Origin of the sequence: Achromobacter deleyi, assembly GCF_016127315.1 — a bacterium.
Taxonomy (GTDB): domain Bacteria; phylum Pseudomonadota; class Gammaproteobacteria; order Burkholderiales; family Burkholderiaceae_B; genus Achromobacter; species Achromobacter insuavis_A.
This window is the reverse complement of the sequence record NZ_CP065997.1, coordinates 4593862-4619344: the sequence shown is the minus strand read 5'-3', so window position 1 is coordinate 4619344 and position 25483 is coordinate 4593862. Positions and strand designations below refer to the sequence as shown.

The following is a 25483-nucleotide window of genomic DNA, read 5'->3' as shown; positions in this document are numbered from 1 at the left end:
TCCCCCCTACACGTCGAGCAGCGGTTTGTGCTTGATGTGCCGGGCGAAGACCTGCATGAACTGCGGATCGACGCGCGCCCCCCACACCGCCAGCGAATGGCCGACGAGCCAGAGCACAAGCCCCGGAATCCACAGTTGCAGTCCCAGGCCCACGGCAGCGGCGAGCGTGCCGTTCGCAATGGCGACCGTGCGCGGCGCCCCGCCCATGAGGATCGGTTCGGTCAGCGAGCGGTGCAGCGGCACCTCGAAGCCCGGAAGGTCGCTGGCCGTACTCATACGACCGCCCCGCCGGAGAAGCTGAAGAACGACAGGAAGAACGAGGACGCGGCGAACGCGATGCTCAACCCGAACACGATCTGGATGAGCTTGCGAAATCCGCCCGACGTGTCGCCGAAGGCCAGCGCCAGGCCCGTGGCGATGATGATGATGACCGCGACGATGCGCGCGACCGGCCCCTGGATGGAATCGAGGATGGATTGCAGCGGGCCTTCCCACGGCATCGAGGAACCGGCGGCCTTCGCCGTGCCGGCCGTCATCAGCATGACGGCGGCCAGCAGCAGGCCGTGGTGTGCCGGCGCGGCCAGGCGGCGCAGGCGCGCAAGGATTGAGGCCGGATTTACGGAAAAACGGAAAGCAACAGCGTTCATCTGCGTCATGGCAGTTCTCCAGGGTGGTCAGGGGACGGGGAGGAAGGCGGCGGCGGCGCGGGAAACGGTGTTTCCATCGCGTCCGCCAGGCGATAGCCGGCGGCGTCGAAGCCATTGAGGCGGGCAATGTTTTCGACGTGGCGCTTGCGGCCACGTCCGGCGATGTGGATGACGACGTTGACCGCTTCGGCGATCAGCGCCCGCGGCGGATTCACCGCGACTTCGAGAATCAACTGTTCGAGGCGCAGCAGCGCGCCCAGCGCGGAACCGGCGTGGATCGTGGCGATGCCGCCGGGGTGTCCCGTGCCCCACACTTTGATGAGGTCGAGGGCTTCGCCGCCGCGCACTTCGCCGACGATCACGCGGTCGGGGCGCAGGCGCATCGTGGCGCGCACCAGCTCGGTCATGGACACCACGCCGGCGCGAGTGCGCAGCGGCACATGATCGCGGGCCGCGCATTGCAGCTCGATGGTGTCTTCGAGCACCAGCACGCGGTCGCCGGTGGCGGCGATCTCGGCCAGTAGCGCGTTCGCCAGCGTGGTCTTGCCGGTGCTGGTGCCGCCGGCGATCAGGATGTTCTGCCGCTCGCGCACGGCGCGGCTAAGGAAGTCCGCTTGCCCGGCGGTGAGGATGCCGTCAGCCACATACTGATCCAGGCCGATGATGTTCACAGCACGCTTGCGCAGCGCGAACGCCGGGCCGGGCGCGGCAGGCGGCAAGATGCCCTCGAAGCGTTCGCCCGTCTCCGGCAGCTCGGCGGTCAGCAGTGGCTGGCCGCGATGCACTTCCGCGCCGACGTGGGCCGCGACCAGCCGGATGATGCGTTCGCCATCGGCTTCGGGCAGCTCCACGCCCAACGGCGCACGGCCCGACGACAGCCGATCGACCCATAGTGTGCGGTCGGGGTTGAGCATGACTTCCACCACGTCCGGGTCTTCGAGCGCGGTGGCGATCACCGGCCCCATTGCGGTACGCAGCATCTGGATGCGGCGATCGAGCGAGGTCGCGGCGGACGAACGGGGCTCGGGCGGGAACTGCGGAACGGCACTCATGAGGCACGCTCCTGGGCTTCGGCCAGCGCCGCCGCGTCATCCATCCGTGCGGTGTCCGGGTGCAGTTCTTCCACCACGTCGCGCACGAGGCTGCGGCCGCGCAGCAGGTGGCGGCCGAGTTGTTCGACGAACTGCTCGAAGCGGGCCTTGCCTTGGGCGCGTGCCGCTTCCTGGTGCGCTTCGGGAACCGGCGTGCTCACGGTCAGGAAGTAGCGGACGAACAGCGCCAGCGTTTCGATCTGGATGTTCTGATCGCGCTCCATGCGCTCGGTCTGGCGCGACAGCCGATCCAGCCGCTTGGCGATGGCCGCCTCACGCTGGTCGCCCGCGTCCGGCGACAGCCAGGACGCCAGCGCCGCCGCGACGATGCTGGATTTCGACACGCCTTTCTTGGCGGCCAATTCGTCCAGGCGCTTGGCGTGCTCGGGCTGAATGAACAGGTTGAGTCGGTACTGGCTCATAGGTCGATTCCGTCGTTGGGGTTCAGCGATGCCAGCCGGGCCGTGCGCTGCATCGCGGGGTCGAGCTGGCCGGGAAGCGGCAGCGGCAGGTCGTCGTCATCGAGCAGCGCCAGGTCGGTCGCGTGCGCGTCCGGCAGGGGGTCGTAGGCGACGGTTTCGGAGAGTTCGGGCTGACGGCGCGGGCCGCCGTCGTCGGCGCCGCCAAGGTCATCGGCGAATGCCGTGGCTGGCGCGGCGGGTACGGCGGGAATCGCCAGGCCGCTCCAATCGTCGGGTCGGGCCGGCGGCGCATCGGCATAGCGCCCGGCCGCAAGCGCAGGCGGCGACAACACGCGCTGCTGGAAGTTGGCGTCGGCGTAGTAGCGCAGCTTCTTCGCCTTGATCGGCGGCAGGCTGGACACCATCACCACCGACTCATCGGGCGGAAGCTGCATCACCTCGCCAGGGGTGAGCAGCGGACGCGCGGTTTCCTGCCGCGACACCATCAGGTGCCCGAGCCACGGAGCCAATCTGTGGCCGGCATAGTTGCGCTGCGCGCGCAGTTCAGTGGCCGTGCCCAAGGTTTCCGAAATCCTTTTCGCCGTGCGTTCGTCGTTCGTCGAAAACGTCACGCGGACGTGGCAGTTGTCGAGAATGGAATGGTTCTGCCCATACGCCTTGTCGATCTGGTTCAGGCTCTGAGCGATGAGAAAGCTGCGGATGCCGTAGCCGGCCATGAAGGCAAGCGCGGACTCGAAGAAGTCCAGGCGGCCCAGCGCCGGAAACTCGTCGAGCATCAGCAGCAGCTTGTGGCGGCGGGCGATGCCGTCGGAGCCGTCAAGCGATTCGGTGAGCCGCCGCCCGATCTGGTTGAGGATCAGCCGGATCAGCGGCTTGGTGCGGCTGATGTCCGAAGGCGGCACCACCAGGTACAGCGATACGGGATGCTCGGCAGAAATCAGGTCGGCGATGCGCCAGTCGCAGCGTGACGTGACTTCGGCCACCGTGGGATCGCGGTACAGGCCGAGGAACGACATGGCGGTGCTTAACACGCCGGAGCGTTCGTTGTCCGACTTGTTGAGCACTTCGCGCGCGGCGGATGCGACGACGGGATGCGGCGCATCGCCCAGGTGCGCGGTCGTCATCATCCGGTGCAGCGTCAGCTCGAACGGACACGCGGGATCGGACAGGAAATTCGCCACCCCGCGCAGAGTCTTGTCGGTGCCGGCGTAGAGCACATGCAAGATGGCGCCGACCAGCAGCGCGTGACTGGTCTTTTCCCAATGGTTCCTGCGTTCGAGCGCGCCGTCGGGATCGACAAGAATGTCCGCCACGTTCTGCACGTCGCGCACTTCATGCGCGCCGCGCCGAACTTCCAGCAGCGGGTTGTAGGCCGCCGACTTCGCATCGGTGGGGTTGAACAGCAGGCAATGGCTGAACCGCGAGCGCCAGCCTGCGGTGAGCGTCCAGTTCTCTCCTTTGATGTCGTGGACGACGACGGATGCAGGCCAGCTCAATAAGGTCGGCACGACCAGGCCGACGCCTTTGCCGCTGCGGGTCGGCGCGAAGGTCAAGACGTGTTCCGGGCCTTCATGGCGCAGGTACTGGTCGCGATACAGGCCGAGGAAGACCCCGGCCGGCTGGGTCAGCCCAGCCTTGCGGATGTCGGCGGCATCAGCCCAGCGCGCCGAGCCGTAGGTCGTGACCAGCTTGGCCTGCCGCGAGCGCCAGACCGACATGGCGATGGCGACCACCACGGCCAGAAAGCCGCTGCCGCCCGCAATCGCGCCGCCGGTGTCGAAGACATGCGGCGCGTAGGCATCGAAGAAGAACCACCATTCAAAGAGCCGCCAGGGGTGATAGACCGGCGTGCCAAAGAAGTCGAACCAGGGCGAGCCAAGGCGTAATTGATGTCCGAGGGCTGCCGCTGTCCATTGCGTTGCACTCCATACACCGGCGATCACGATGCTGAAAACAGCGGCGATCTGCCCGAACAGCACGCCCTGACCTTGCATGACTGGCCTCCGATTTCTCCTGCGCTGATTCCTCGCACACACGCGGCACAAGGACGTGCCGCATAGCGCGAGGATCAGTGCCGGGTCGGTGCCGGTCAAAGACCGTTATCGGAAGAAAGGTCGAGTAAAAAGCAAGATTTCGCGCAGGGGCGCGGGCAGAAAAAACGCCGCAAGCGATAGCGCGTTGCGGCGTGTCGAGCAAGAAGTCGGAAGATTCGTGGCGAAGCGCCTACGATCAGAACTTGGGCGGATTCTCCGGCGGCGTATAGGGCACCGTGCCATCGTTATAGAACCGCTTGCGTGTGGCCTCGGCTACCCGGTCGCACAACACATCGGCCAACTTGGCGCGGTCGGTCTTGCACTGCTCGCGAAATTCCTTCAGCCGAGCAGGATTGGCGGCCAACTCCTCCACGGTCGGTATATCTGTCCTCTCTGGTGTTTCGGATTGACCGCAGGCTGTCAGCACCACGATTAGCAAGAGCGTGATGGTCTTCTTCATGGCTTGGGTTCCTCCGGGGGATCAGGGAAGCGGCCTGGGATTGGTCTAGCAATTTCAGGCGATTCGATAGCTTGCACGCGCTCGATGAAGCGGGCCAGCGTTTCCGAATGTTCGCCATCCAGGCGCAGCAGATAGGTCGTAAGCAGCCGCGGGTGGCCCGCCAAAGGACGCGCCACGACGCCCTGTTCCCTGCTAGCCGTAATGTGTGCAGCGCCAGCCAGGCCTAGCGCGAAGCCTGCAGAGACCAATGCCATCATCAGATCGCAGGATGACACCCGCTCGGCTACTAACGGTTCCATGTCCACTCGGCGCAGCACGCGATCCACCTGCCGAGCATGACCTTCGCACGCCTGCGGATCGCACAGCACCAGCGGATAGCGCAGCAGCTCTTCGAGCGGGATACGCTTGTGGGCCAGCAGGGGATGGCGTGTCGGCACGGCCACCATTAGCGGGTCGTTCCAGACGGGCACGACCACGATGCCGTCGCCAACTTCATCGGCCTGGGCAAATCCTACGTCGTACAGATCGTCGTGCAGGCCCTTGATCTGTCGCGACAGTGGAACCTCGAACAGCCGAATTTCGACTTCAGGTTCTTCCTGGCGGCAAAGCGCAAGCAGAGCTGGTAGGCGCGATGGTGTGATGCCATCGGAAAGTGCGACGCGCAACTGACCTTGGAAACCATTGGTCGCTGCTTTCACGCTCTCACGCGCCTGCTGCAAGGCGGCAAGAACGCGCGGCACATGATCGAGAAACAGCTTGCCGGCACGGGTCAGGCGCGTGCTGCGCGTGGTACGTGCGAACAGAACCACGCCCAAGTCCTCTTCCAGTTCCTTGATGGCGCGCGACAGGGGCGATTGCTCGATGTGCAACCGCTCGGCTGCGCGGGCGAAGTGTAGTTCCTCGGCCACAGCCAGGAAGCAACGCAGGTGCCGCAGCTCCATTTCCCTGTCCCTCCTTGAAGAAGTGGATGGTGTCCGCACAACAAAGAACTCAGTCATGCCCATCGCGCGACAGGAATCCTAGTAACCCCCGTTTTGCAGACACCGTTGCCGTCAATCAGTCTTTGAAATTCGGAATCCTATGCGTGGGAAGTGGACCGCCACCGTCCCGACGACTTCATCCTCTCGTTCTATCGCTACCTCATGCACAGTGAGCGTTACAAGCCTTCCACTCACAGGAACACGGCCATAGTCGTCTGGGGTGACTATGATCTCGTCGCCATCTGCGAGGCCAAGGGCATCTGTGCGGTCAACTTCTCGAAGGACCTTAGGAGACGCTTGGCGCGCGATGGCATGCGCGTCTTCCGAAGTAATCTCGATACGCTGCCCGCGACCAATCTTTTGGATACGGGCGATCCAGGCGGGCAAATGTTTGAATGGTTCGAACAGGGCCTTAGCGAACGGGATATGCGCCAATGCAGTCCAGACCTCGACATATGCGTGGAAGTCGATCAAGCCCGGCTCGCTCCCCAACAGAAAGCTGCGGCCATCAGTGAGCTGTTGCTCTATCAAATGAACATGAGCACGCAGTTGGGTGGTCAAGTGAGGGATTTCTGGTTCCAGACCTTCGACATTCATGAAGTCGCCGAAATAGGCCTTTCGGTCACGCATCAACGACTCTGGGAATTGATGGATATTGACGCCAATTGCAGAACCAGAACTGGCAATATGCAGGTCGTGATCGCTCCATGAAGAGAGCGCCAGCGACAGGCCCCGGCTTTCTTCAGGAAAAATCGTGGGTTCAGGGAAACGCCGCTCAAGCTCGACGGCGATAAGACGGGAATCGCAATAGATATCTGCGCCTATCTGCATGACCGGGGTCTTCCGGTAACCGCCAGTGAGGGCGGTGAGCTTGGGTTTCGGCATGATCAGTTCGGCGTCCACTGAAGCCCAAGACAGATCTTTCAGGCCGAAAATCAGGCGGATCTTTTCCGCAAAAGGCGAGGCATCAAAATGATGAAGAATGATCTCTGGCATGAAGTAACCTTTAAAAACCAAAGCAACATAGGTTGGACTAGGAACGAGGTAGCCCAAAGACTTTCCCGACAAACTTTGTCCATAGGGGATCTGGAAGCAGTCCCCAGATTCTCAATAGAGTCTTTGCATCCGATGCGCGATAACGCAGTTTGTCGGACGGATCGTTCGCCGCAGCAACGACTGTGGCTGCAGTGACCTCAGGGGCAGGTGCTCGGAGCGCCCCCTCAGCCATACGTTCGCGAACAAGGCTTGTGGTAGGTTCATAGGCATCCGCCTGCGACCAGATGTGCGAGAATCGAGACCGTATTCCACCCGGCTCAATGAGCTTTACCCGTATGCCAAAGGGCTTAAGTTCATAACGCAGTGCTTCGGATAGCCCCTCTATAGCGAACTTGCCAGCGCTGTACGGGCTCAGGTACGGGAGCCCGACCTGGCCAGCCGCGGAAGAAACATTGATCAGCAAACCTTTGCCCTGCTTGCGCATGCGAGGGATGGCGATCCTGCACACGGCGGCTACGCCGACCACATTGACCTCCAGATGCTCACGCAACTGGACGAGGTCGATCCCCTCAAGCGGGCCGCCCAGCCCGATGCCTGCGTTATTAACTACAACATCAATCTCACCGAAGCGGGTCTCTGCCTCTTCAAACGCGGCGTGGACAGACTGCGTATCCGTTACGTCGAGGCGAGTTCTCAGCAGGTTCGGATGATCCAGACCCACCAGAGCCTTCTGTGGATTCCGCGCCGTGGCAACCACGTTCCACCCCTGATCGAGAAACCGGCGTGCCGCTGCATCGCCCAATCCGCTCGACGTCCCCGTCAACAACACTGTCCTGGTCATGACCGACTCCGTTCTCTGATGATTTGCCACAGTATGCCAATTCTGGACACAGCTGTCCATAACTATCATCATTGCCCCACAAGGCCTCAGGCTGTAGCCTTCAAAAAGCTGGAGGGAACGTTCATGCATACACGAATCGCACTGTGCAGGCATGCTCAAACTCTGCCATGCCCTATACTTTTTCTCGCGAAGCCCCGCACCGTCGAAACCGGCGGATTCGCGTATCATAAAAATCGTCGCGCATCCTGTGCACCCCTAATCAACTGTGATGGCAGCAACATGGCTAGACCAAAGGAATTTGACCGGGACGAAGCGCTACGATGCGCGATAGACGTGTTTGCCAACAATGGATATGGAGGCACCTCGACCGAGGAGCTTCGTGCGGCAATGGGAATTGGGCGTCAGAGTTTTTACGATACCTTTGTGTCCAAACACGCGTTGTATGTCGAGGCTTTGCAACGCTATAACCGCGATCAGGCCACGCAGATTGTCGAAGATCTCCACAGCGGTTCGACACTAATCGAAGGAATATCAAAGGTTCTCTCATCGTTTGTCGATCGCTGCGAAAATAGCCCAAGTCCTGTGTGCCTCGGCACCAGCGCAATCTGTGAGTTCGGTCGCCGAGACTCAGCAATTACAGAATCGTCAGAAGTGATCGCTGCAATTCTTCTGAAACCTCTCGTATCAGCAATCCAGCGAGCGAAAGAAGCGAACGAAGTCCGCAGAGACATAGACCCTGATGTCGCCGCGCATTTCTTGCTCTCTTCGTTAGCGGGGTTAAAAGTCAGCGCGCGAGCAGGAATGCCGCCAGACCAGCTAAGGAAGATCGGATGCCTCGCACTGCAGGCCTTTACATAGCATCGCGCCTCGCGCCGACGCTTACGTTTGCCTCTTTCTGCGATTGACGAAAAACATGGGCTAGCGTGAGAACCAGCCCCTGAGCTGGCGACGGCCGGCGTTATCCGATTGCAGGCCCGCGTTGCCGCCCTATCTCCCACGACACCCCACCGCCACGCACTGATGCGGCGATTTGCTGTCCCAGCCGCTGCTCGATCACCGGCCGCCACGGCACCAGGCTGAATCCCATGCCGTTATCGAGCATGGCGTAACGCCCGCTGGCGAGCATGACGTTGCGCCGGTAGATGCCGGCTACGCGCTGCCCGTCGGCCACAGGCCGATGCTCCAAGCCAGTTTCGGCGGCAATGTCCTGCGCGGCCTTCGCCAAATCGCGCCCGCGCAGCGTCGCCAGCAGGTTGCGCGCAAGGATCACGCGCTGCCCGCGCCGCTCCGCCAGCCCCTGTTCGGCCAGGAAGTCGGCGCGCTGTTGCAGGGTGTTCTTGACCTCGCCGCCAAAGCCCAGGTCGCCCAATCCCTGGCTGCCACCGATCAACTGCTGATCCAGCCAGGTTGCGCCGATGACGCGGGCCTGCCGCTCGATGGGTAGGTGCGATTTCAGCTCCACCGCCACACCGCCCAACCGTTGCGCATCGTGCTGACGGCCACGTTCGGCCAGATCGTCCGGCACCTTCCATAAACCATCGGACACGCGCTCCACGATGCCGGCGCGGCGCAGGGCTTCCAAGCGGCGAACGTGGGCGGCGACGACTTCCTGCGGGTCGCGTCCAGGCTTGGCCCGGCCCTGTTCGATCGCCAGGTGATGATCGGCGCGATACAGGCCATCGCTCGCCAGTGCGACGATGTTCCTGTCGGCCGCCCGTACCTCGGCGGAACCGCGCACTTCCACCACCGAGCCGGTGGGATAGTTCGCCAGCTCGTCGCGGGCGTTCAACGCAACGTAGTGGGCCTTGCCGTCGGTGCCGTCGATGACCAGATAGCCGCGGTCGTGTAGCTCGTCGGCCAGCCCCTTGGCGGCCACGCGGCCGACGATGGTGCGGCCGCTTCCATCAGCATCCTCGCCCGGCTCGAACACCGCCAGCTCGCGCGGCTGGCCGCTCATGGCCCGCTGCATCGTGCGGATGATGTCGCCGCGCTCGCCCAGGGCGCGCAAGGTCTTCTCGGCATCGGCATGGACGGCCCAAGTACCGGGCTGCACCTCGTCGGCCAGGCCCAGGCGCTGCAAGCGCTGCAGGCGGCCGATCAGCAGCAGGCGCTGGCGCTGCAACGTCGGTTCGTTGAAGCGTTCGATCTGCACCCGGCCATCCTCGCCGGCCTCGCGCTGCAATGTGCGGTCGAGGCTTGTCCACCGCTCCTGTTCCACCTCGCGCTGCAAGGTCTGCTGGATCTCCAGTTCGGTGCGCAGCCCCAGCCATTCGGTCGCCAACTCGGCGGCCCGGTGGCGGAAGCCGTGGGCGATGTAGTCGCCAGCGATGATGAGGTCTTTGCCGGTGTCGTCGCGCCCGCGCACGATCAGGTGTGTGTGCGGGTTGTCGGTGTTCCAGTGATCCACCGCCACCCAATCCAGCCGCGTCCCCAGGTCGGCTTCCATCCGGTTCACCAGGTGCCGGGTGTAGGTGCGCAGGTCGTCCAGCTCGGCGCCGTCCTCGGGCGAGACGATGAAGCGGAAATGGTGTCGGTCGTCGGCGGCCCGCTCCTTGAAAGCATCAAGGTCGGCTTCGTCGGTCTGCGGCCCGTAGGCTCGCCCAGGTTCGCCATCGCGCCCGGCGCCGTCGCGCTCGATGTAGCGCAGGTGCTTGGCGAGCGACTGCGGGCTGGCGTTGCGCTGGTTGACCAGCAGGGTCTTGATGGTCACGCGCCGCGACATGGGCGTCAGCTTCGCGCCCGCGAAACGCGCCGCCGTGTGGCCGCGCCCAAGCCGTGAACCGGGGAGCTGGCCGGCGCGTGCGCCGCTGCCGCCGGCTGCGGAATGGCGCATCGAGGACTTGCCGCCGCTGGCCTTGCCCGCCTGCTTGAGCACCTTGGCAACGAAGCTCTGCCCCTGGCCCTTGCCCCGGTTCTTCGGGGCGCTGGGGTGCACGCGGAAATCGTCGTCGCGGCGGTCGGTCATGGCTGCGCTTCCCGCAAGCTACGGCGTGTCCTGTCGTGCAAAGCACGCGAACATGCCTGCATTGGCGCGAGCCTCGCGCCCCACGCGGCACGGTGGCGAAGCCGCTCCGTGCCGCACCACCCCCATGTGCAGACAGGCTTTCGACGCGGCCCGGTGCCGCGTCCTTTTGTCTTGCCTTCCGCCTTTGCCTCTCGCTGTCGCTCCGGGCGTCGGCGGCCCGGCGGCGCTGCGCTGCTTGCAGCCAGCCCGCCGGCGAAAGCGCTAATGGCCGCAGGCCGGGCGCGTTCGAGGCAAGACGCCTGCACGTTGGACGGCTGCGCCGGATGTTGCGCGAAGCGCGGCGCGAATGCGCCCGCGCTGCACGCCCGACGACACGGCGGCGGCAGCCGGAACGGCATGCCCGATGGCACGATGAGAGGCACGGCAACGTGCAGTGAATCGGCGGCCATCATGGGCGTGTCTCCAGCCAGACCGGGTGCGCGACGCCGATCACGGCGGATGCGCTGACCGGGCCGAAATAGCGGCTGTCGAACGACGCCGGATTGGTCACGCTCAACAGGAACAACTCGCCCTCGGCCAGTGGCCGGCAATGCGGCCAGGATGGCAGCGGCCGGCCCAGCCGATCGACATGCAGCGCGGCGGCCGCAGGCACGCCGTCGATGCGTACCTGCCCGGCGACGATGCAAACGTGTTGCGGCGCGACCGCGCCCACACGTTTGAGCAGCGGCACGCGCGTCGGCAGGTAGCCGCGCTGCGCAGCCAGCGTGGCGGCCCTGTCGGGCAGCGGCACCAGCACGATGCTGTCCACGGACAGCGGACGTGGCAGCGAGGCGGTGCGCGGGTCGAACGGTTCTATGCGATACCAGCCGACCGCCACGCTGTCGGACGGGTTGTAGGTCAGACGCGGCAGCGGCGACACGAAAGCCGCCCAGGCCAGCGCAACGAGGCCGACGGCGGCAAAGCCCGCCAGCACGATGCGAACGCGCAGGCGCGAGCGAGGATGCGGCGCGGCTTCGTGCGTGCATGTGGTGTTGGATTGGGTCGTCATGGCAGAGCCTTTCCAGCCAGCCAGACGGCGTGCCGCTCGGCGGTGTATTCGGGCAGAGGCAGGCGGGCCGCCAGACGGTTGCCCAGCGTGCGCCAGTACGCGGGCGACACGTCGATGGCGGCGATGCCCTGCGCGTCGATGCCGTCGATGCGTTTCAGCACGGCACGCACCGCGTTCTCGCCTTCGGCGTGCAGCAGCAGGCGTGCGCCCGGCCGCACGCCGGGGATGCGCTGCATGTCGTCCAGCGGCGTGGCGGCTTGCATCACCATGAGCTGCCAGCGGATCGTGCCGTAGTCGTTTGCCTCCCAGCGCACGCGGCAGAACATTGCACGCGGCAGGAACACCGCGCAGCGCCGCCAGCGGTCGAGTCGCAGCGTGCGCGTCGGTTCGCCGAAACGCAGGTAGAGCTTGAAGCGCGGTTCAATGTAGGCGAGCGATACGCGAGTCAGCGGCATGCTGCCAGCCTGGCCGGCGAGCGTCGAAAGCGAAGGCGGCGGCGCAGCAGCCGGTGCAGCCGTTGCCGCGCCAGCGGCAGGCGAAGCGGATGCAGTCATGGGGTGTTCTCCCTGCGGTGTTCTGGAAACTCGCGCTCCAGCAGTCCGCGCAGCAGATCGGCCACGGTCACGCCTTGGCCGAAGGCGGCGATCTTGATGCGAGCGCGCAGCGCGGGCGTCACGTCGAGGGTCAGGCGGGCCGTGTAGAGGTCGCCCTTGTTGAGCGCATCGGCATTGCCCTGGCGAATCCACGCCTCGGCGTGCGGATTCGCGGGCGGACGTGCGCCGATGCCGACGCGCTTGCTGCGTGGGCTGCTCATGTGGGCCACCGCAGCAGTTCATCGGTGAGCACGGCGATCTCGCGTGCGGCGGCGCTTTCGGGCGCCGTCTCGCGGGCGAGCCGGCCAGCGGCCACGCTGTCGGCGAAGACGATGCGCTGGCGCACTTCGCTGCGCAGCGCCGGCAGCGGCTGTTCGGCCAGCGATTGCCGCGCTTCCCGGCCGATGATGGTGGTGCTGACGCGCCGATTGATGACGAAGGCCGCGCGCAGCGCAGGCCGAAAGACTTGCGCCTCGCGGATCAGCGCCACCATCTCGGCGCTGGCCCACAGGTCATACGGGCTGGGCTGCACGGGAATCAGCACGCGCTCGGCCGCCAGCAGCGCGGAACGCGCCAGGGCGGCGATGCGCGGCGGGCCGTCGATGATGATGTGATCGGCGCGGCGGGCCAGCTCTGGCGCCTCCTGATGCAGCGTTTCGCGGGCGAGGCCCACGGCGCTGAACAGCCGGGGCAAGCCCTGCTGGCTTCTGCGCTGCGTCCAGTCGAGTGAGGAACCTTGCGGGTCGGCGTCCAGCAGGATGACGTGCAGGCCGCGCATCGCCAGCTCGCCGGCGATGTGCGTGGCGAGCGTGGTCTTGCCGACGCCGCCTTTCTGGTTGAGAAACGCGAAGATCATGGCGCGGCCCTCCCTGCTGGAAAGCCGGCCTGGCCGTGCCGTTTCGCGGTTGTCCACCGAAACGGCGCGCTTCTACTAAAAGTTAGAGATTTATAGTTAGGTAAGTTAGAGGGAGCACAAACCCGCGCCGTTACTGGCTTTGCGGCGTTTTCGTACTCCTGATAGCACGAGGGTCGTACTCCCGATAGCACGATACCCGGTACTCCTGATAGCACGAGGCCGTCCACACGTTTTCCCGCATTTATCCCCGTGCCGTGAACGGCACGGGCCGGAAGGTCAGCAGTTCCAGCCTTTCGCCCGGCATCGGCTCGATGCCCAGGACGTAGCCGGGCAGCGACTGACGTGCGACCAGCACGCGCAGGTCGTAGGCGAAGTCCGAGAAGCGCGCCGCGCTGCCGGACTTGCGGTGCAGATGCCGGAAGTCGAATTGCCAGCCGTGTTCCTGCCGCCCGCCGTGCTTGCGCACCAGGCGGTACAGCCAGCGTTCGATACCGCCCTTCAAGCGGAAATAGGCCGGGTCGATGGTCAGTACCAGGGCGGCGTCGAGTACGCCGGCATAGAACCAGTCCGGCAGGATCAACTCGATGCCCAGCGGCGTGCCGCTGGCGTCGGCCAGTTCGCGCCATTCGTTCACCCATGAAAAGCGGTGCAAGCGCCGCCCGGTGGTTTCGCGGATGGAAGTCGCCACGCTGGTCGATTGCAGCCGGTCGAGTGCGGCTTTCAGGCGCTGGTAGTCGTTGAGGGACGTGCCGCGCCCGATGAAGCGCAGGATTTCGTAGGGCGTGGCGTGTATCCAGCGCGACGGGCGAATGCCTGCGTCGCGCGCCTCCACGATCTGCGAGGCTGCCCAAATCAACACGTCGGCATCCCATATCGTGGCGATGCCGTGCTCGGCCGTGCCTTCCACGCGGATGGTGATGTTCCCGTTGCGGAAGTCGATCGGCGCCGTGCGCCGCGACTTCGCCAGCGAGAAGAACGGAAAGGCCATCAAGTCCTGGTTGTCGCGCGGCGCCATGCCGTCGCCCGGCAGCGCGCGGAACAGGTCGAGCTGTTCCCGCTGCGGCGATCGCTGCCCCGACGGCAGCGATGGGCTGGACATGACGATGGCCACCGGCGAGCGCACGATCAGCGGCCATCACGGTAGTCGCCCGCGTGACGCTCGGCATATTCCGGGTCGGACGTGGCCTCGTAGCTGCGCTGGTCGGCCCAGGCATCGAGGTCGGCCACCGCGTACATGACGCGGCGGCCGAACTTGCGGAACTTGGGGCCTCCGCCGATCACGCGCTGCTTCTCCAGCGTGCGCGGCGACAGCCGCAGGTATTCGGCGGCTTCGTCGTTGGTCAGGTAGCGTTGGGGCTGCACGGGGGCAGCGACAGCAGCGGCGGCAGGCCGCAAGGGAGCGGGTCGCATGGGATGTACCTCCATCAAGCCCGGCCACACCACGCGGCCGGATAGAGGCACTTTCAAGAAAGCAAGGCTTCCTGATCAGGGACGTTTTGCAGGGGATGCAGCGCGTCCCTGTGCAACGGGCGGAAGCTGTGCCAGACGGCGATAGCCGCCGCGCATCAGCGCATCGCCCCGGCGCACCAGCCGGCGAACGCGGGCGCGCAAGGCGCTGTCGGCGTACCAGTCGTCGGCGACGGCATCGACGCCGAACAGCCCTTCGGCCACGTCGCGCAGGGACGCGCCCGCGAGGGTGCCGTCGAGCGCCTGGAGCGTGTTCAACTCCAGCAACGCAGCGGGGGCCGGCCGCGACCGTGCCGTTCCCGCTGGCGCTGCATCGCCAGCGGCGGCCAGCTTGTCCAGTTCGGCCGCCAGCGCCTGATAGCGTCCGCAGGATGCGGCGCAGGCGCGGATGGCATAGGCGTAAGCCATGCCGTCGGCCAAGCCGGGAGCGATCACCAGCCGCAGGCAGCAGCCCGGCCAGCGCGCCAGCAGCACCAGGCGCTTGCCATCGTGGATCAGGCGTTTCTGGCCGGGGAGGCGCCAGAACGCGAAGGCCACCGCGTCGGGTGGCGGGTCGGCGTCCGGGTAGAGCTGCACGACGGCATCGTGGTCAGGGAACCAGGCCGGATGCGCGTCGCGCGCATCCAGGGCGGGATCTTCCAGCAGGCGCAATCCCCAGCGCGCGGCGGCCTCTGGCCGGCGGCGCCGGCGCAGCCAGTCGCGGCGGTAGTCCGGGTGGCGGCGCAGGTATTCCCACGCCAGCGCGGGGCCGTCGAGGTGCAGCGTGTAGAGATACGCGGCGGTCGGATACCAGTGTTCGGCGCTGGGGTCAGCCATGACGCGGCCTCCTGTCATTCAGCAGGAACGTCGCCACGGATTCCGGCGTGCAGGAGCTATCGGGCCGCCATCAAGTCGTCATCGAAATCGGGATAAGTTGTAACTGCTGGTATCAAGACCGATTGGCTCCAGGGCATTGCGGAAATCGTCTCAATGCGACGGCTACGCCTCCGGAAAAATGGCGCGCAGCATGGAGCACCGTGCAGCAGCCCGCACCAAAGATCATGACTGTTTGCAACAGAAGCGCACCGCTTCGGTGCAAGAGTGCGGATTCAGACTGTGCAGGTCTTGGGTAAGCCTGAAATAGTCAGAGTGCGCTGTTGTTGCTGGGGGTTGGTCAGTCGGTGATCGAGCCGTTTTCTTTGGCCAGCCGCAGGTACTCCGATAGCCGCCGCACCGGCTGGAAGTAGCGATCGCGCATCACCGGCTGCTTGCGCGGCCCGATGATGGACGCCAGATCGGACAGCTTCACATTGCCCAGGCCGGGCATGCCTATTCCGAGGTCGATCAGCCCCCAGGCCGTATCGCGATCGGCCGGATCGAGTGCGGCCAGCAGCCAGGTGGCGTGCGCGTCAGGGGTGAACAGTCGCACCACGGGCAATGCATCGGTGCCCTGCCCGTTGACCAGCATTCGTGCGCGCTCGTCGTCAGTGATGAGCTGCGTCATGGATGCATTCCCACGAATGCACGAAGCCGCAGACCCGCATCCCCGACTTCCCACGAAAACGCACATGCGCATGCCCGTCCATCCGCAAAAGCGTAGAAGCACCAAGGCGCATGTACGGAAGTCAAGAAATCCATGGATCAGGCTCTCCACTTTTGATGAGACCCGGCGCTGCGGACTCCCATAGAGGCATAGGACAGGAAAACCGATGAATGAGTTAAATATAACGTGGTTTTAATTGTGCCGCGAATCGACGCTTCTGTCTATGCAGAAGCGAACCGTCCAGCGCGGCCGACCGGCCGGCTCCATCACCTTCGACGCCGAGCTGGCCCAGGCCTTCGGCGCGGCGGTGCGTGCGCTGCGCACGGAGCGCGGCATCGCCCAGGAAACGCTGGCCAATCTGGCTGGCATTGAACGTTCACATATGGGCAAGATAGAGCGTGGCGAGCATTCGCCGACCCTGGCGATCATCTTCAAGATCGCCGGTGCATTGGAGTGCAGCACAGCAGCGCTGATGGCTGAGACGGAGACTAAGCTGCTCCCTAGCGAGTCAGTGCCAAACGACATCCCACAGAATTTCTAGAAGTTACTAGTATTTTCTAGAAATTCTAGATATGCTTCGACCCGATGCATGCCAATTCGCGCGTGTGCTATCGAAAGGGGATGTACGTGGCAACCAAGAAGTCCAATGGCGAATTAGTCGTCAAGGGTGCGTCAAGTGGGAACTTGACATCTTTGAATAATCAACAGGTGGCTGCTCAACTGCACGCTTTAGCAGAGCAAGTTCAGACTGGCGCAATCCGCGGATATGAATTCAAGCAGACAGCAAACTCCGTGAGTTTCACTGTTGATTCTGCGGATGGAAAGCAGCGCATTATCAAGAAAGAAACTGTGCTTTCTGGCCTGGTTCGACGACAGACCGATCATGTCGCTCAACAGCCGCCTGCGGAGCGGAGAAAGGTCGTCAAAGAGCTTGCGCAAGAGGGATTGTCGCAAGTTGAAATTGCAAAACGCACCTTGCGATCTCAGAAGACAATCTCGAATGATATCCAGAAGCTGAAGGACGATGGAGAGTTGTAGGGGAATTGCGGGGACTCCAATCTTGAAATGCACCCCGCCGCAATAGGCGGGGCTTGGTGGCCGCCGTCAGGCGTGCTGCGACCAGATCAAGCCGTGCGTGCCATCCTCGTTCTCGAAGTACCGTGCCTGGGCTATCTGGCGCAGCAAAAAGGGGGCCGAAGCCCCCGAGGTCAGAGCAAACCTCGCTCTGCAAATGACGTAGTAGCACTGCCAGCAACGATGATGTGGTCCAGCGTGCGCACGTCCACCAATTCCAACGCTGCCTTGAGCTGCCGCGTCAGCGCCCTGTCCGCAGCACTGGGCTCTGGATGCCCGCTGGGGTGGTTGTGTGCCAGGATCACTGCTGCTGCATTGGCCCGCAGCGCCTCCTTGACGACTTCGCGCGGATGCACGGATGCGCTGTCGATGGTGCCGCGGAACATCTCGGTGTACTCGATCAAGCGATGCTGGGTGTCGAGGAACAGAACGGCGAACACTTCATGCTCGAAGCCTGCCAGTTTAGCGTGCAGGTACTCCTTCACGACGGCTGGTGAACTGAACTCGGTACCGCGCTGCATCTTCTGGTCGATAGCCTCGCGTGCCGCTTCAAGGATCTGTTCGACAGAGGCCAGCCGATAGCGGCCTTGGGTAACGCGCACATGCAGCAGCGAATCGAAAGAGGAAAAGGACAGTTGCGACATGATCGTGCTCCGGTTGCTCGGGCGGAATTGCCCGGAACCGGCGCCTCACGGCGCAGCGCAAGCAGTCAGGGATCACAGACGGCCGACAGGCCGCAAGCGTGCGAGCACGCGCAGTCATTGACGGCGAGAACGCCGTGATACGGTGAAGAGAACAGCAAGCCCGCCTCTCCATCTCCAACGAAGAAGTGGAAGGCAAGCGCAGCGCGCAGGCCCGGATCAACGATCCAGGCCGAAGGCATCAGGGATCAAAGCTGAATGGCCGCGACTCGCAGAGGCGCGGGGCGCACCCTGCGAGCCCGACGGCGGAACGCCGGGATGCTGCTTTCCTACGCTTGGCCTTGCTGCAGCAAGTTGTCGCAATCGCCACCGATAGCCACCATGACGTTCATTGCGAACCCCATGGAATCTGGACGATGGCTGCCAACTCAGAAACGCTCAGGACTTCAGCACAACCCAATGCTTCCCTGCCTCACCCCGGCGCCGAGCGGTACGCCGAGCTTCCGCAGCTCTCGAAGGGATCACCGCTCCCCTTTCGCCGCACGATCCGCCGACGTGAGCTGCATCAGATCGTACCCTTGGCGGAAACCACCATCTACGAAATGGAGCAGCGCGACGAGTTTCCCCGGCGCTTCCGGCTGACGCCGCGCTGCGTGGTCTGGGATCTGGAAGAAGTCGAAGCCTGGATAGAAAGCCGCAAGCAAGCCTCGCGATCAGCAGAGGCCGACACATCGCCCGGCCCGGACGTGAGGCTGCGTCGGCACCGCCCTGTTCGATGACACCGCCCTCTGACGTCCACGGTGACTACCCGGCATCCACCCTGACCAGTTCCGCCCCGAGCAGCACTCGTGCCATCTGAGCTACAGCAAACGTGACCGCCACATCTCGGTCTCGTGCCTCCCGGCTAAAGGCCAGCGCGACGTGCCCAGGCCGACCCCAGCCCACCGTGGCGTCGGCACAGTCGCTGCCGGCCAGCCGGCGCAGGACCTCATCCTGCGAATCCAGCTCAGGATTCAGCGCATAGACCAATGTGAAGTCGTGAACCATCGCGATCGCTCCATCCGCTTGTATTGCCGCCACGTCATCGCACCTTGATGCGCGCCAGCACGTCCGCCAACTGCCCACGATCCGCAGCGCGTTTAGCCGCCGTGCGCTGCGCCAGGTTGTGCAACTTGCGCCGCACCCCGGGCAGGTCGACCGCATGAGCAAGGCCGATCAACCCGAAATCTGGCTGCCCGTCCTCTACCGATTGCAGAAAGGTGCGCGACGGCTCGTCCAGCCAATGCGCCACCCGTGCCAACAGACGCTCACGGCTCTCCAGCAATGCCGCCACGCTGATAGGCTCGGTCGTCATACCTTTGAAATGGGCCTCGAAGGTGGCCTGGAAATCCGCAGGTACGCGCGGCGACAGCATTTCCCATGCTGGCTTTGGGCTGCATGTCAGGTACACGAGAAAGGTCCGCCATAGACCAGCATCCGCTCGTTCATCCTCCAGCAGCAGGCCCACGTCGAACAGATCACGCGGATGCTGCCGCGACAATGCCGCCGCCAGCTTTCCGGCATACAGGTCGGCGAAATCCAGCACCTGCACCTCGGCGAAGCCGAACGCCTCCTCCACCTTCGGGCGCACGACCATGGCCCGCACCGGATGCACCGTCCCGCGCATCACCGGCGTCGTCTCGATCTGCACACGCGCGCGGCCGCGACTGGCCACCAGCCGGGTGACCGCCCCGCCTTCGCCCGCCGAGGCCTGCACCTGCAATTGCAAAGGCCGGGCGCGCATCGCGTCGGCCAGTCGTCCGAGTGCTTCGGCGATCAGCTTCGCATCCTCGGCGTAGTCGTGCACCGGCAGCCAGGCCAGGTCGATGTCCACCGACAGACGCGGCAGGTCATGCTCGAGCAGGTTGATGGCGGTGCCGCCCTTGAGCGCGAAGCGCGGCTCCTGGGCCAGCACCGGCAGGATCTCGACCAGCAGCCGCACCCGGTCGGTGTAGCGCCGGTCCCACCGATCAAGCCAGGTGCTCATCGAGGTCTCCTGGCAAGGTGATCTGGTAGGTCGGATGCAGGCGCCCGCCGGGCACCAGCGCACGCTTGCCCCGGCCCAGATCGACGCCATCCAACGGCACATGCGCCAGCCACGCATGCCGATGGCGATCGGCCAGTGCCAGGAACAGCCGCTTGGCCTTGATGCTGCGGCAGTGGCGCAGCAGCAGGCCGACGCGCTGTGGGCGCAGCGTGGTCATGGCCTGCATCAGCGCATCGGCCTCGTAGACCCCTGCCGCATCCGATACGCCATCGCACAGCTCCAGCATGGCCCGCTCGGGCGTCGAGCAGACCAAGGCATCGACACCAGGCGCAGCGGAATGCCAGGCCAAGCCCGCCTCGGACAGCGCCTTCTCGGAGACTTCCGCCGTGACGGGCACGGCCGACAGGTCCAACGGCCCCCTGCCCTGGTACTCGAAGCGCTGCTCCATGGACAGCTTGCCGACCCAGCCCGGCGGAGGCGTCGGTCCGTAAAGCGTGATCGTCCCGGCATCACCCAGGCGCAAGTAGTGCTCGTGCCCTTGCAAGGCCAGCGCAAAGCGTCCCCCGACATGCAGTGGCATGCCCTCCCCGACCTGCAGGCTGCGGACCACCCCATCCCATTGCAGCCGCCCGCCGGCGCGCATGTACACGCCGCGCGCCGGCGACACCAGCCAGCCGCTGCCCACATAGCGCGCAACTAGGCTGTTGGAGTAGTCATGCGTGCGCAACCAGCGGCTGGACACCAGGCGCGTATCGCCCAGTTCGGCCAGCAAACGGTTCAATTTTCGTGAATTTTGAGCATCCATAGTGCTCAAAATATCAGATTTATAAACCTCCTCCAAGAGCCGCAAGTTTGAAAATTCAGGAAAAAGATCATCCAGAGTGATCTTTTCTTGACAAACGCAAACCTTGGACTGCCCCCCAGAAGCGGTTCCCATCAAGGTCATCATGCGCCCCTCCCTCACAAAGCCGGGCTGAGCACCGGGACCGACACGTCCTCGGGCACCAGCTTCGGCAGATGCGTGCGCCCATCGACCCACGCCTCCACCATGTCGGCCCATTCTTGGAGCATGTGCCGCCGCGGCCCGGCGTACTCGGCCTTGTTGTAGACCGAGCGCGAAGTCCGGCTGCCCTCTTCGTGCGCCAGGCACTTCTCGATCCAGTCCCCGTTGAAGCCCACCTCGTTGAGCAGTGTGGAAGCGGTGCGCCGCAGGTCGTGCACCGTGAATGGCTCCAGCGGCAACCCGGCTTCCTTCGCACGCGACCCAATGAGCTGGGTCACCCGGTTGAGCGTTGCATGCGACATGCACCGATCGGGGTCATAGCGCGACGGCAGCACGAATCGCGAGCCAGCCGCGCAGGTGTGTAGGGCTACGAAGATGTCCATCGCCTGCCGCGACAGGTAAACCACGTGCGGCTTGCGCCCCTTCATCCGCACCTTCGGAATCGTCCAGGTGGCGTTCTCGAAATCCACCTCGCTCCAGGTGGCCTCGACCAGTTCGCTCTTGCGCACCATCGTCAGCAGGATCAGCCGCAAGGCCAGCCGAATGGTCGGATAGGACGCGATGGTCTCCAGTTGGTGGAAGGCCAGCCGGATCTCGGCGGGCGAGAGCGCCCGGTCCTTGGGAACGAAGGTCGCGATCGACGCCGCCTTCACGTCGTCGGCTGGGTTGGCGAGCCGCTCGCCATGCAGGATGGCGAAGGCATAGACCTGCTTCACGATGTCGCGGACATGGATGGCCGTGGCCGGCGCGCCGCGCGCCTTCACCTTGTTGCACAGCGCCCGGAGGTCGTCGGGGGTGACTTCCTTCAGCTTCCGGTTCTGGAAGACCGGCAGGATGTCGCGGTCGATGATGTGCTTGCGCATCGCCCGGGTGCTGTCGGCCATGCGGGCATCGGCCAGCCAGCGTTCCGTCATCTCGCCGAAGGTCCTGGCGGCCGTCAGTCGCCGCTTGGCCCGCTGCTTCTCCAGCGCCGGGGAAAGGCCCTGATCGACGGACCGCTTGGCATCGAGTAGTCGTTCTCGGGCCATGGCCAGCGACATGCCGGCCGGCCCATACCGTCCGAGCGTCAGCGTCTCGCGGCGTCCGTTGAGACGGTAATCGTAGCGGAAGGTGATGGTACCGGCGGTCGATACCGCCACGTACATGCCATCGCGGTCAAAAACCTTATAAATCTTGGACTTAGGCTTGAGATTGCGCAGTGCTGTGTCGGTGAGCATTGAGGGTGTTCCTCCTGTTCGTGACGGCTTTTACCGTCAGGGACCTGGAGACCCGTTGATGCTCGGAAAGCCGCATGAAACAAGCTTTCCTCAGGAGTTTTTTACCGTCAAAGACCGGTTCGGTCTCAATAGTAAACAGGAGGGTCTGGATCCGACCTTCGGGGCTTACCGTCAGTTCTGTCGCCGACCCGTTCTGCTGGCCGGCGATAGCCACCGATAGAAAACGCAACTTATCTTTTTAATATCAACAAGTTAAGTAAATTCCACCGATACCTGGCGATAGCCCTCGAAAGACGCTCCGTCACTCCCACTCAATCGTCGCAGGCGGCTTGCTCGACACGTCATACACCACCCGGTTGATCCCCCGCACCTCATTAATAATCCGCGAGGAAACCCGAGCCAGCAACGGATGCGGCAGCGGCGCCCAATCAGCCGTCATGAAGTCGAACGTCTGCACAGCCCGCAGCGCCACGACATATTCGTAGGTGCGGCCATCCCCCATCACCCCCACCGACTTCACCGGCAGGAACACGGCGAACGCCTGCGAGGTCAGCTCGTACCAGGTCAGGCCGCTGGCCTCGTCCTTGGTATTGCGCAGTTCTTCGATGAAGATCGCATCGGCGCGGCGCAGCAGCTCGGCGTACTCGTGCTTGACCTCGCCCAAGATGCGCACGCCCAGGCCCGGGCCCGGGAACGGATGGCGGTAGACCATCTGCGGCGGCAGGCCGAGGGCCACGCCCAGTTCGCGGACTTCGTCCTTGAACAGTTCGCGCAGGGGTTCCAGCAGCTGCAGGTTCAACGTGTCCGGCAGGCCGCCGACGTTGTGGTGCGACTTGATCGAGGTGGCCTTGCCGGTCTTGGCGCCGGCCGATTCGATGACGTCGGGGTAGATGGTGCCCTGGGCCAGCCACTTGGCGCTCTTCTGCTTGCCGGCTTGTTCCTGGAACACTTCGACGAACTCGCGGCCGATGATCTTGCGCTTGGCTTCGGGGTCGGCCACGCCGGACAGCTTGCCCATGAACTGGGCGGTGGCGTCGACGTGGATGATCTTGACGCCCATGTTCTCGGCGAAGGTCTGCATGACCTGCTTGCCTTCGTCCAGGCGCAAGAGGCCGTGGTCGACGAAGACGCAGGTCAGCTGGTCGCCGATGGCCTTGTGGATCAGGGCCGCGGCCACCGACGAGTCGACGCCGCCGGACAGGCCGAGGATGACTTCGTCCTGGCCGACCTGCTCGCGGATGCGGGCGACGGCTTCGGCGACGTAGTCGGGCATGTTCCAGTCGCCCTGGCATTCGCAGATCTCGTTGACGAAGCGGGCCAGCATGGCCTTGCCTTGCACGGTGTGCGTGACTTCGGGGTGGAACTGCACCGCGTAGAAGCGGCGATCTTCGTCGGCCATGCCGGCGATGGGGCAGGACGGCGTGGAAGCCATCAGCTTGAAGCCCGGGGGCAGCTCGGTGACCTTGTCGCCGTGGCTCATCCAGACCTTGAGCATGCCGTGGCCGTCGGCGGTGGCGAAGTCTTCCAGGCCTTCCAGCAGCTTGGTGTGGCCGTGGGCGCGGACTTCGGCGTAGCCGAATTCGCGGTGGTCGGAGAAGCTGACCACGCCGCCCAGCTGTTGCGCCATGGACTGCATGCCATAACAGATGCCCAGCACGGGCACGCCCAGCTCGAACACGGCGTGCGGCACGCGCATGGAGCCTTCTTCGTAGGCCGATGCGTGGCTGCCCGACAGGATGATGCCCTTCAGGCCCTGCGCCATCTGGTCGCGGATGAAGGCGTCGTCGACGTCGCCGGGATGCACTTCGGAGTAGACGCCGGCTTCGCGCACGCGGCGGGCGATCAGTTGGGTGACTTGCGAACCGTAGTCGAGAATGAGGATGCGCTGGTGCATGGAGACTCTACCGGTAATGAATGAAATCGCTGTAAATAAAACCGCACCGGCAGACCCGCTGACTGATTCTGCGGTTCTGCCGGTGCGTGATGCATGACATTGTAGTTGACTGTACGGGGATCAGTCGGCGCGGTAGTTGGGCGCTTCCTTGGTGATCTGTACGTCGTGCACGTGGGACTCGCGGACACCAGCGGAGGTGATTTCCACGAATTCGGCCTTGGTGCGCATGTCGTCGATGGTGGCGGCGCCGCAGTAGCCCATGGAGGCGCGGATGCCACCGACCAGTTGGTAGATGATGGCGAGCACGCTGCCCTTGTAGGGGACGCGGCCTTCGATGCCTTCGGGGACCAGCTTGTCGGCGTTGTTGGCCGGGTCCTGGAAGTAGCGGTCGGCCGAGCCTTCCGTCATGGCGCCCAGGCTGCCCATGCCGCGGTACGACTTGTACGAGCGGCCCTGGAACAGCACCACTTCGCCCGGCGCTTCTTCGGTGCCGGCGAACATGCCGCCCATCATGCAGGAGAACGCGCCGGCGGCCAGGGCCTTGGCGACGTCGCCCGAGTAGCGGATGCCGCCGTCGGCGATCAGCGGCACGCCCGTGCCTTCCAGCGCCTTGGCGACTTCGGAGATCGCGTGGATCTGCGGCACGCCGACACCCGCCACGATGCGGGTGGTGCAGATCGAGCCGGGGCCGATACCGACCTTGACGCCGTCGGCGCCGTACTCGACCAGCGCGCGCGCGGCGGCGGCGGTGGCGATGTTGCCGCCGATGACTTCAACCTTGGGATAGTTCTGCTTGACCCAGCGCACGCCTTCCAGCACGCCCCTGGAGTGGCCATGGGCGGTGTCGACGATCAGCACGTCGACGCCGGCGGCGACCAGCTTTTCCACGCGCTCTTCGGTGTTGCCACCGACGCCGACCGCGGCGCCGACGCGCAGCTGGCCCTGGGCATCCTTGCTGGCCAGCGGGTGCTCGGTGTTCTTGACGATGTCCTTGACGGTGGCCAGGCCGCGCAGCTCGAAACCGTCATTGACGATGAGCACGCGTTCCAGGCGATGCTTGTGCATCAGGGCCTGCGCTTCATCCAGCGTGGCGCCTTCCTTCATGGTGACCAGGCGTTCCTGCGGCGTCATGATGTTGCGCAGGGGCTGGTCCAGGTTCTCTTCGAAACGCAGGTCGCGGTTGGTGACGATGCCGACCAGCTTGCGCCCTTCCACCACCGGCAGGCCCGAGATGCCATGCTGGCGCTGCAACGCAATGGCGTCGCGCACTTTCATCTGGGGGGTGACGGTGACCGGATCGATCACGATGCCGAATTCGTGGCGCTTGACGCGGGCGACTTCACGGGCCTGGGCGTCGGCGGACAGATTCTTGTGGATGATCCCGATGCCACCTTCCTGGGCCATGGCGATCGCCAGGCGGGATTCGGTGACCGTGTCCATGGCGGCGGACACGAGGGGGATGTTCAGGGAGATGTTGCGGGTGAGGCGCGTGGCCAGGGAGGTGTCGCGCGGCAACACCTCGGAATACGCAGGCACCAACAACACATCGTCGAAGGTGAGCGCTTTTTGAACGAGACGCATGGGTAACTCCGGGCGCAAAGCAAGATTATACGCCGCTGACGTGTTTTGACTAGGTGTTGACCCTAGGTCGGCGCATGATTTTTGCGACTTTTTTCAATAGGCGTTGCGACCTTGCACTATTCCTCG

At 64.4% G+C, this 25483-nt stretch carries 29 protein-coding genes; 4 read left to right on the top strand and 25 right to left on the bottom strand.

Annotated features, from left to right (window positions below):
• Positions 1-6 precede the first annotated feature (6 nt).
• The 9 genes from I6I07_RS21045 to I6I07_RS21005 all read right to left on the bottom strand — a co-directional run bounded on the left by I6I07_RS21045 (position 7) and on the right by I6I07_RS21005 (position 7470).
• A complete protein-coding gene (locus tag I6I07_RS21045) occupies positions 7-276 on the bottom strand; it encodes a VirB3 family type IV secretion system protein (protein WP_003487982.1) in 270 nt (89 codons plus the stop codon).
• Positions 273-656 carry a TrbC/VirB2 family protein gene (locus I6I07_RS21040; protein ID WP_033482754.1) on the bottom strand — a complete coding sequence of 128 codons (384 nt, stop codon included), beginning with the start codon at positions 654-656 and terminating at the stop codon, positions 273-275. Before I6I07_RS21040 ends, I6I07_RS21045 begins: the two co-directional genes overlap by 4 nt.
• The gene (gene trbB / locus I6I07_RS21035; RefSeq protein WP_198483562.1) at positions 653-1699 is read right to left on the bottom strand and encodes a P-type conjugative transfer ATPase TrbB; all 1047 of its coding nucleotides are present in this window, start codon (positions 1697-1699) and stop codon (positions 653-655) included. Before trbB ends, I6I07_RS21040 begins: the two co-directional genes overlap by 4 nt.
• Positions 1696-2160: a ribbon-helix-helix protein, CopG family gene (locus I6I07_RS21030; protein ID WP_054504625.1), complete on the bottom strand. Its 465-nt coding sequence runs from the start codon at positions 2158-2160 to the stop codon at positions 1696-1698. Before I6I07_RS21030 ends, trbB begins: the two co-directional genes overlap by 4 nt.
• On the bottom strand, positions 2157-4154 hold the full coding sequence (locus tag I6I07_RS21025) for a conjugal transfer protein TraG (protein ID WP_198483561.1): 1998 nt from the start codon (positions 4152-4154) through the stop codon (positions 2157-2159). Before I6I07_RS21025 ends, I6I07_RS21030 begins: the two co-directional genes overlap by 4 nt.
• 235 nt (positions 4155-4389) lie before the next feature.
• Positions 4390-4653, bottom strand: a complete 264-nt coding sequence (locus I6I07_RS21020) for an EexN family lipoprotein (protein WP_198483560.1) — start codon at positions 4651-4653, stop codon at positions 4390-4392.
• On the bottom strand, positions 4650-5594 hold the full coding sequence (locus I6I07_RS21015) for a LysR family transcriptional regulator (RefSeq protein WP_198483559.1): 945 nt from the start codon (positions 5592-5594) through the stop codon (positions 4650-4652). The genes I6I07_RS21020 and I6I07_RS21015 overlap by 4 nt, the downstream gene beginning before the upstream one ends.
• Before the next feature lie 111 nt (positions 5595-5705).
• Positions 5706-6629, bottom strand: a complete 924-nt coding sequence (locus I6I07_RS21010; RefSeq protein WP_198483558.1) for a glutathione S-transferase family protein — start codon at positions 6627-6629, stop codon at positions 5706-5708.
• 37 nt (positions 6630-6666) lie between these two features.
• Positions 6667-7470 (bottom strand): SDR family oxidoreductase, encoded by an 804-nt coding sequence (locus I6I07_RS21005; protein ID WP_198483557.1) that lies wholly within the window; start codon positions 7468-7470, stop codon positions 6667-6669.
• 333 nt (positions 7471-7803) lie between these two features.
• Here I6I07_RS21005 and I6I07_RS21000 point away from each other — a divergent pair, with 333 nt between their 5' ends.
• Positions 7804-8328, top strand: a complete 525-nt coding sequence (locus I6I07_RS21000; protein ID WP_198483556.1) for a TetR/AcrR family transcriptional regulator — start codon at positions 7804-7806, stop codon at positions 8326-8328.
• A 100-nt stretch (positions 8329-8428) separates the two neighbouring features.
• On the opposite strand, the gene I6I07_RS20995 is transcribed toward I6I07_RS21000, so the two are convergent.
• The 9 genes from I6I07_RS20995 to I6I07_RS20955 form a co-directional block, all read right to left on the bottom strand.
• Positions 8429-10435, bottom strand: a complete 2007-nt coding sequence (locus tag I6I07_RS20995) for a relaxase/mobilization nuclease and DUF3363 domain-containing protein (RefSeq protein WP_198483555.1) — start codon at positions 10433-10435, stop codon at positions 8429-8431.
• Between the two features lie 448 nt (positions 10436-10883).
• Positions 10884-11483: a S26 family signal peptidase gene (locus I6I07_RS20990; RefSeq protein WP_198483554.1), complete on the bottom strand. Its 600-nt coding sequence runs from the start codon at positions 11481-11483 to the stop codon at positions 10884-10886.
• The gene (locus I6I07_RS20985; protein ID WP_198483553.1) at positions 11480-12037 is read right to left on the bottom strand and encodes a DUF2840 domain-containing protein; all 558 of its coding nucleotides are present in this window, start codon (positions 12035-12037) and stop codon (positions 11480-11482) included. The genes I6I07_RS20990 and I6I07_RS20985 overlap by 4 nt, the downstream gene beginning before the upstream one ends.
• Entirely contained in the window at positions 12034-12297 is a 264-nt protein-coding gene (locus I6I07_RS20980) for a chromosome partitioning protein ParB (RefSeq protein WP_198483552.1), read from the bottom strand. Before I6I07_RS20980 ends, I6I07_RS20985 begins: the two co-directional genes overlap by 4 nt.
• Entirely contained in the window at positions 12294-12932 is a 639-nt protein-coding gene (gene parA, locus I6I07_RS20975) for a ParA family partition ATPase (protein WP_198483551.1), read from the bottom strand. Before parA ends, I6I07_RS20980 begins: the two co-directional genes overlap by 4 nt.
• Before the next feature lie 241 nt (positions 12933-13173).
• Positions 13174-14031, bottom strand: a complete 858-nt coding sequence (locus I6I07_RS20970) for a replication initiator protein A (protein WP_198483550.1) — start codon at positions 14029-14031, stop codon at positions 13174-13176.
• A 26-nt stretch (positions 14032-14057) separates the two neighbouring features.
• The gene (locus I6I07_RS20965; protein WP_026069907.1) at positions 14058-14342 is read right to left on the bottom strand and encodes a helix-turn-helix transcriptional regulator; all 285 of its coding nucleotides are present in this window, start codon (positions 14340-14342) and stop codon (positions 14058-14060) included.
• A gap of 75 nt (positions 14343-14417) precedes the next feature.
• Positions 14418-15215, bottom strand: a complete 798-nt coding sequence (locus I6I07_RS20960) for a DUF2285 domain-containing protein (protein ID WP_198483549.1) — start codon at positions 15213-15215, stop codon at positions 14418-14420.
• 337 nt (positions 15216-15552) lie between these two features.
• Positions 15553-15882 (bottom strand): DUF2958 domain-containing protein, encoded by a 330-nt coding sequence (locus I6I07_RS20955; protein WP_198483548.1) that lies wholly within the window; start codon positions 15880-15882, stop codon positions 15553-15555.
• A 262-nt stretch (positions 15883-16144) separates the two neighbouring features.
• Here I6I07_RS20955 and I6I07_RS20950 point away from each other — a divergent pair, with 262 nt between their 5' ends.
• Both I6I07_RS20950 and I6I07_RS20945 read left to right on the top strand, forming a co-directional pair.
• Positions 16145-16462 carry a helix-turn-helix domain-containing protein gene (locus I6I07_RS20950; protein WP_198483547.1) on the top strand — a complete coding sequence of 106 codons (318 nt, stop codon included), beginning with the start codon at positions 16145-16147 and terminating at the stop codon, positions 16460-16462.
• An 86-nt stretch (positions 16463-16548) separates the two neighbouring features.
• Positions 16549-16959 carry a winged helix-turn-helix domain-containing protein gene (locus tag I6I07_RS20945; RefSeq protein ID WP_198483546.1) on the top strand — a complete coding sequence of 137 codons (411 nt, stop codon included), beginning with the start codon at positions 16549-16551 and terminating at the stop codon, positions 16957-16959.
• A gap of 170 nt (positions 16960-17129) precedes the next feature.
• On the opposite strand, the gene radC is transcribed toward I6I07_RS20945, so the two are convergent.
• Positions 17130-17639, bottom strand: a complete 510-nt coding sequence (radC, locus tag I6I07_RS20940; RefSeq protein ID WP_198483545.1) for a RadC family protein — start codon at positions 17637-17639, stop codon at positions 17130-17132.
• Positions 17640-18052: 413 nt separating this feature from the next.
• On the opposite strand from radC, the gene I6I07_RS20935 reads away from it, so the two are divergent.
• Positions 18053-18415 carry a helix-turn-helix transcriptional regulator gene (locus tag I6I07_RS20935; RefSeq protein WP_198483544.1) on the top strand — a complete coding sequence of 121 codons (363 nt, stop codon included), beginning with the start codon at positions 18053-18055 and terminating at the stop codon, positions 18413-18415.
• 25 nt (positions 18416-18440) lie between these two features.
• Here the strand turns inward: I6I07_RS20935 and I6I07_RS20930 are convergent, their stop codons facing one another.
• The 6 genes from I6I07_RS20930 to guaB form a co-directional block, all read right to left on the bottom strand.
• Complete coding sequence (locus I6I07_RS20930) at positions 18441-18683, bottom strand: transcriptional regulator (protein ID WP_198483543.1); 243 nt, start codon at positions 18681-18683, stop codon at positions 18441-18443.
• A gap of 34 nt (positions 18684-18717) precedes the next feature.
• On the bottom strand, positions 18718-19662 hold the full coding sequence (locus tag I6I07_RS20925) for a nucleotidyl transferase AbiEii/AbiGii toxin family protein (protein WP_198483542.1): 945 nt from the start codon (positions 19660-19662) through the stop codon (positions 18718-18720).
• Positions 19646-20467, bottom strand: coding sequence for a type IV toxin-antitoxin system AbiEi family antitoxin domain-containing protein (locus I6I07_RS20920; protein ID WP_198487614.1), 822 nt, complete (start codon positions 20465-20467; stop codon positions 19646-19648). Before I6I07_RS20920 ends, I6I07_RS20925 begins: the two co-directional genes overlap by 17 nt.
• A 155-nt stretch (positions 20468-20622) precedes the next feature.
• Positions 20623-21882: a tyrosine-type recombinase/integrase gene (locus I6I07_RS20915; protein WP_198483541.1), complete on the bottom strand. Its 1260-nt coding sequence runs from the start codon at positions 21880-21882 to the stop codon at positions 20623-20625.
• 301 nt (positions 21883-22183) lie between these two features.
• Positions 22184-23776, bottom strand: a complete 1593-nt coding sequence (gene guaA / locus I6I07_RS20910) for a glutamine-hydrolyzing GMP synthase (protein ID WP_054486970.1) — start codon at positions 23774-23776, stop codon at positions 22184-22186.
• Positions 23777-23896: 120 nt separating this feature from the next.
• Positions 23897-25357, bottom strand: a complete 1461-nt coding sequence (gene guaB / locus I6I07_RS20905; RefSeq protein ID WP_006395566.1) for an IMP dehydrogenase — start codon at positions 25355-25357, stop codon at positions 23897-23899.
• Positions 25358-25483: the final 126 nt, after the last annotated feature.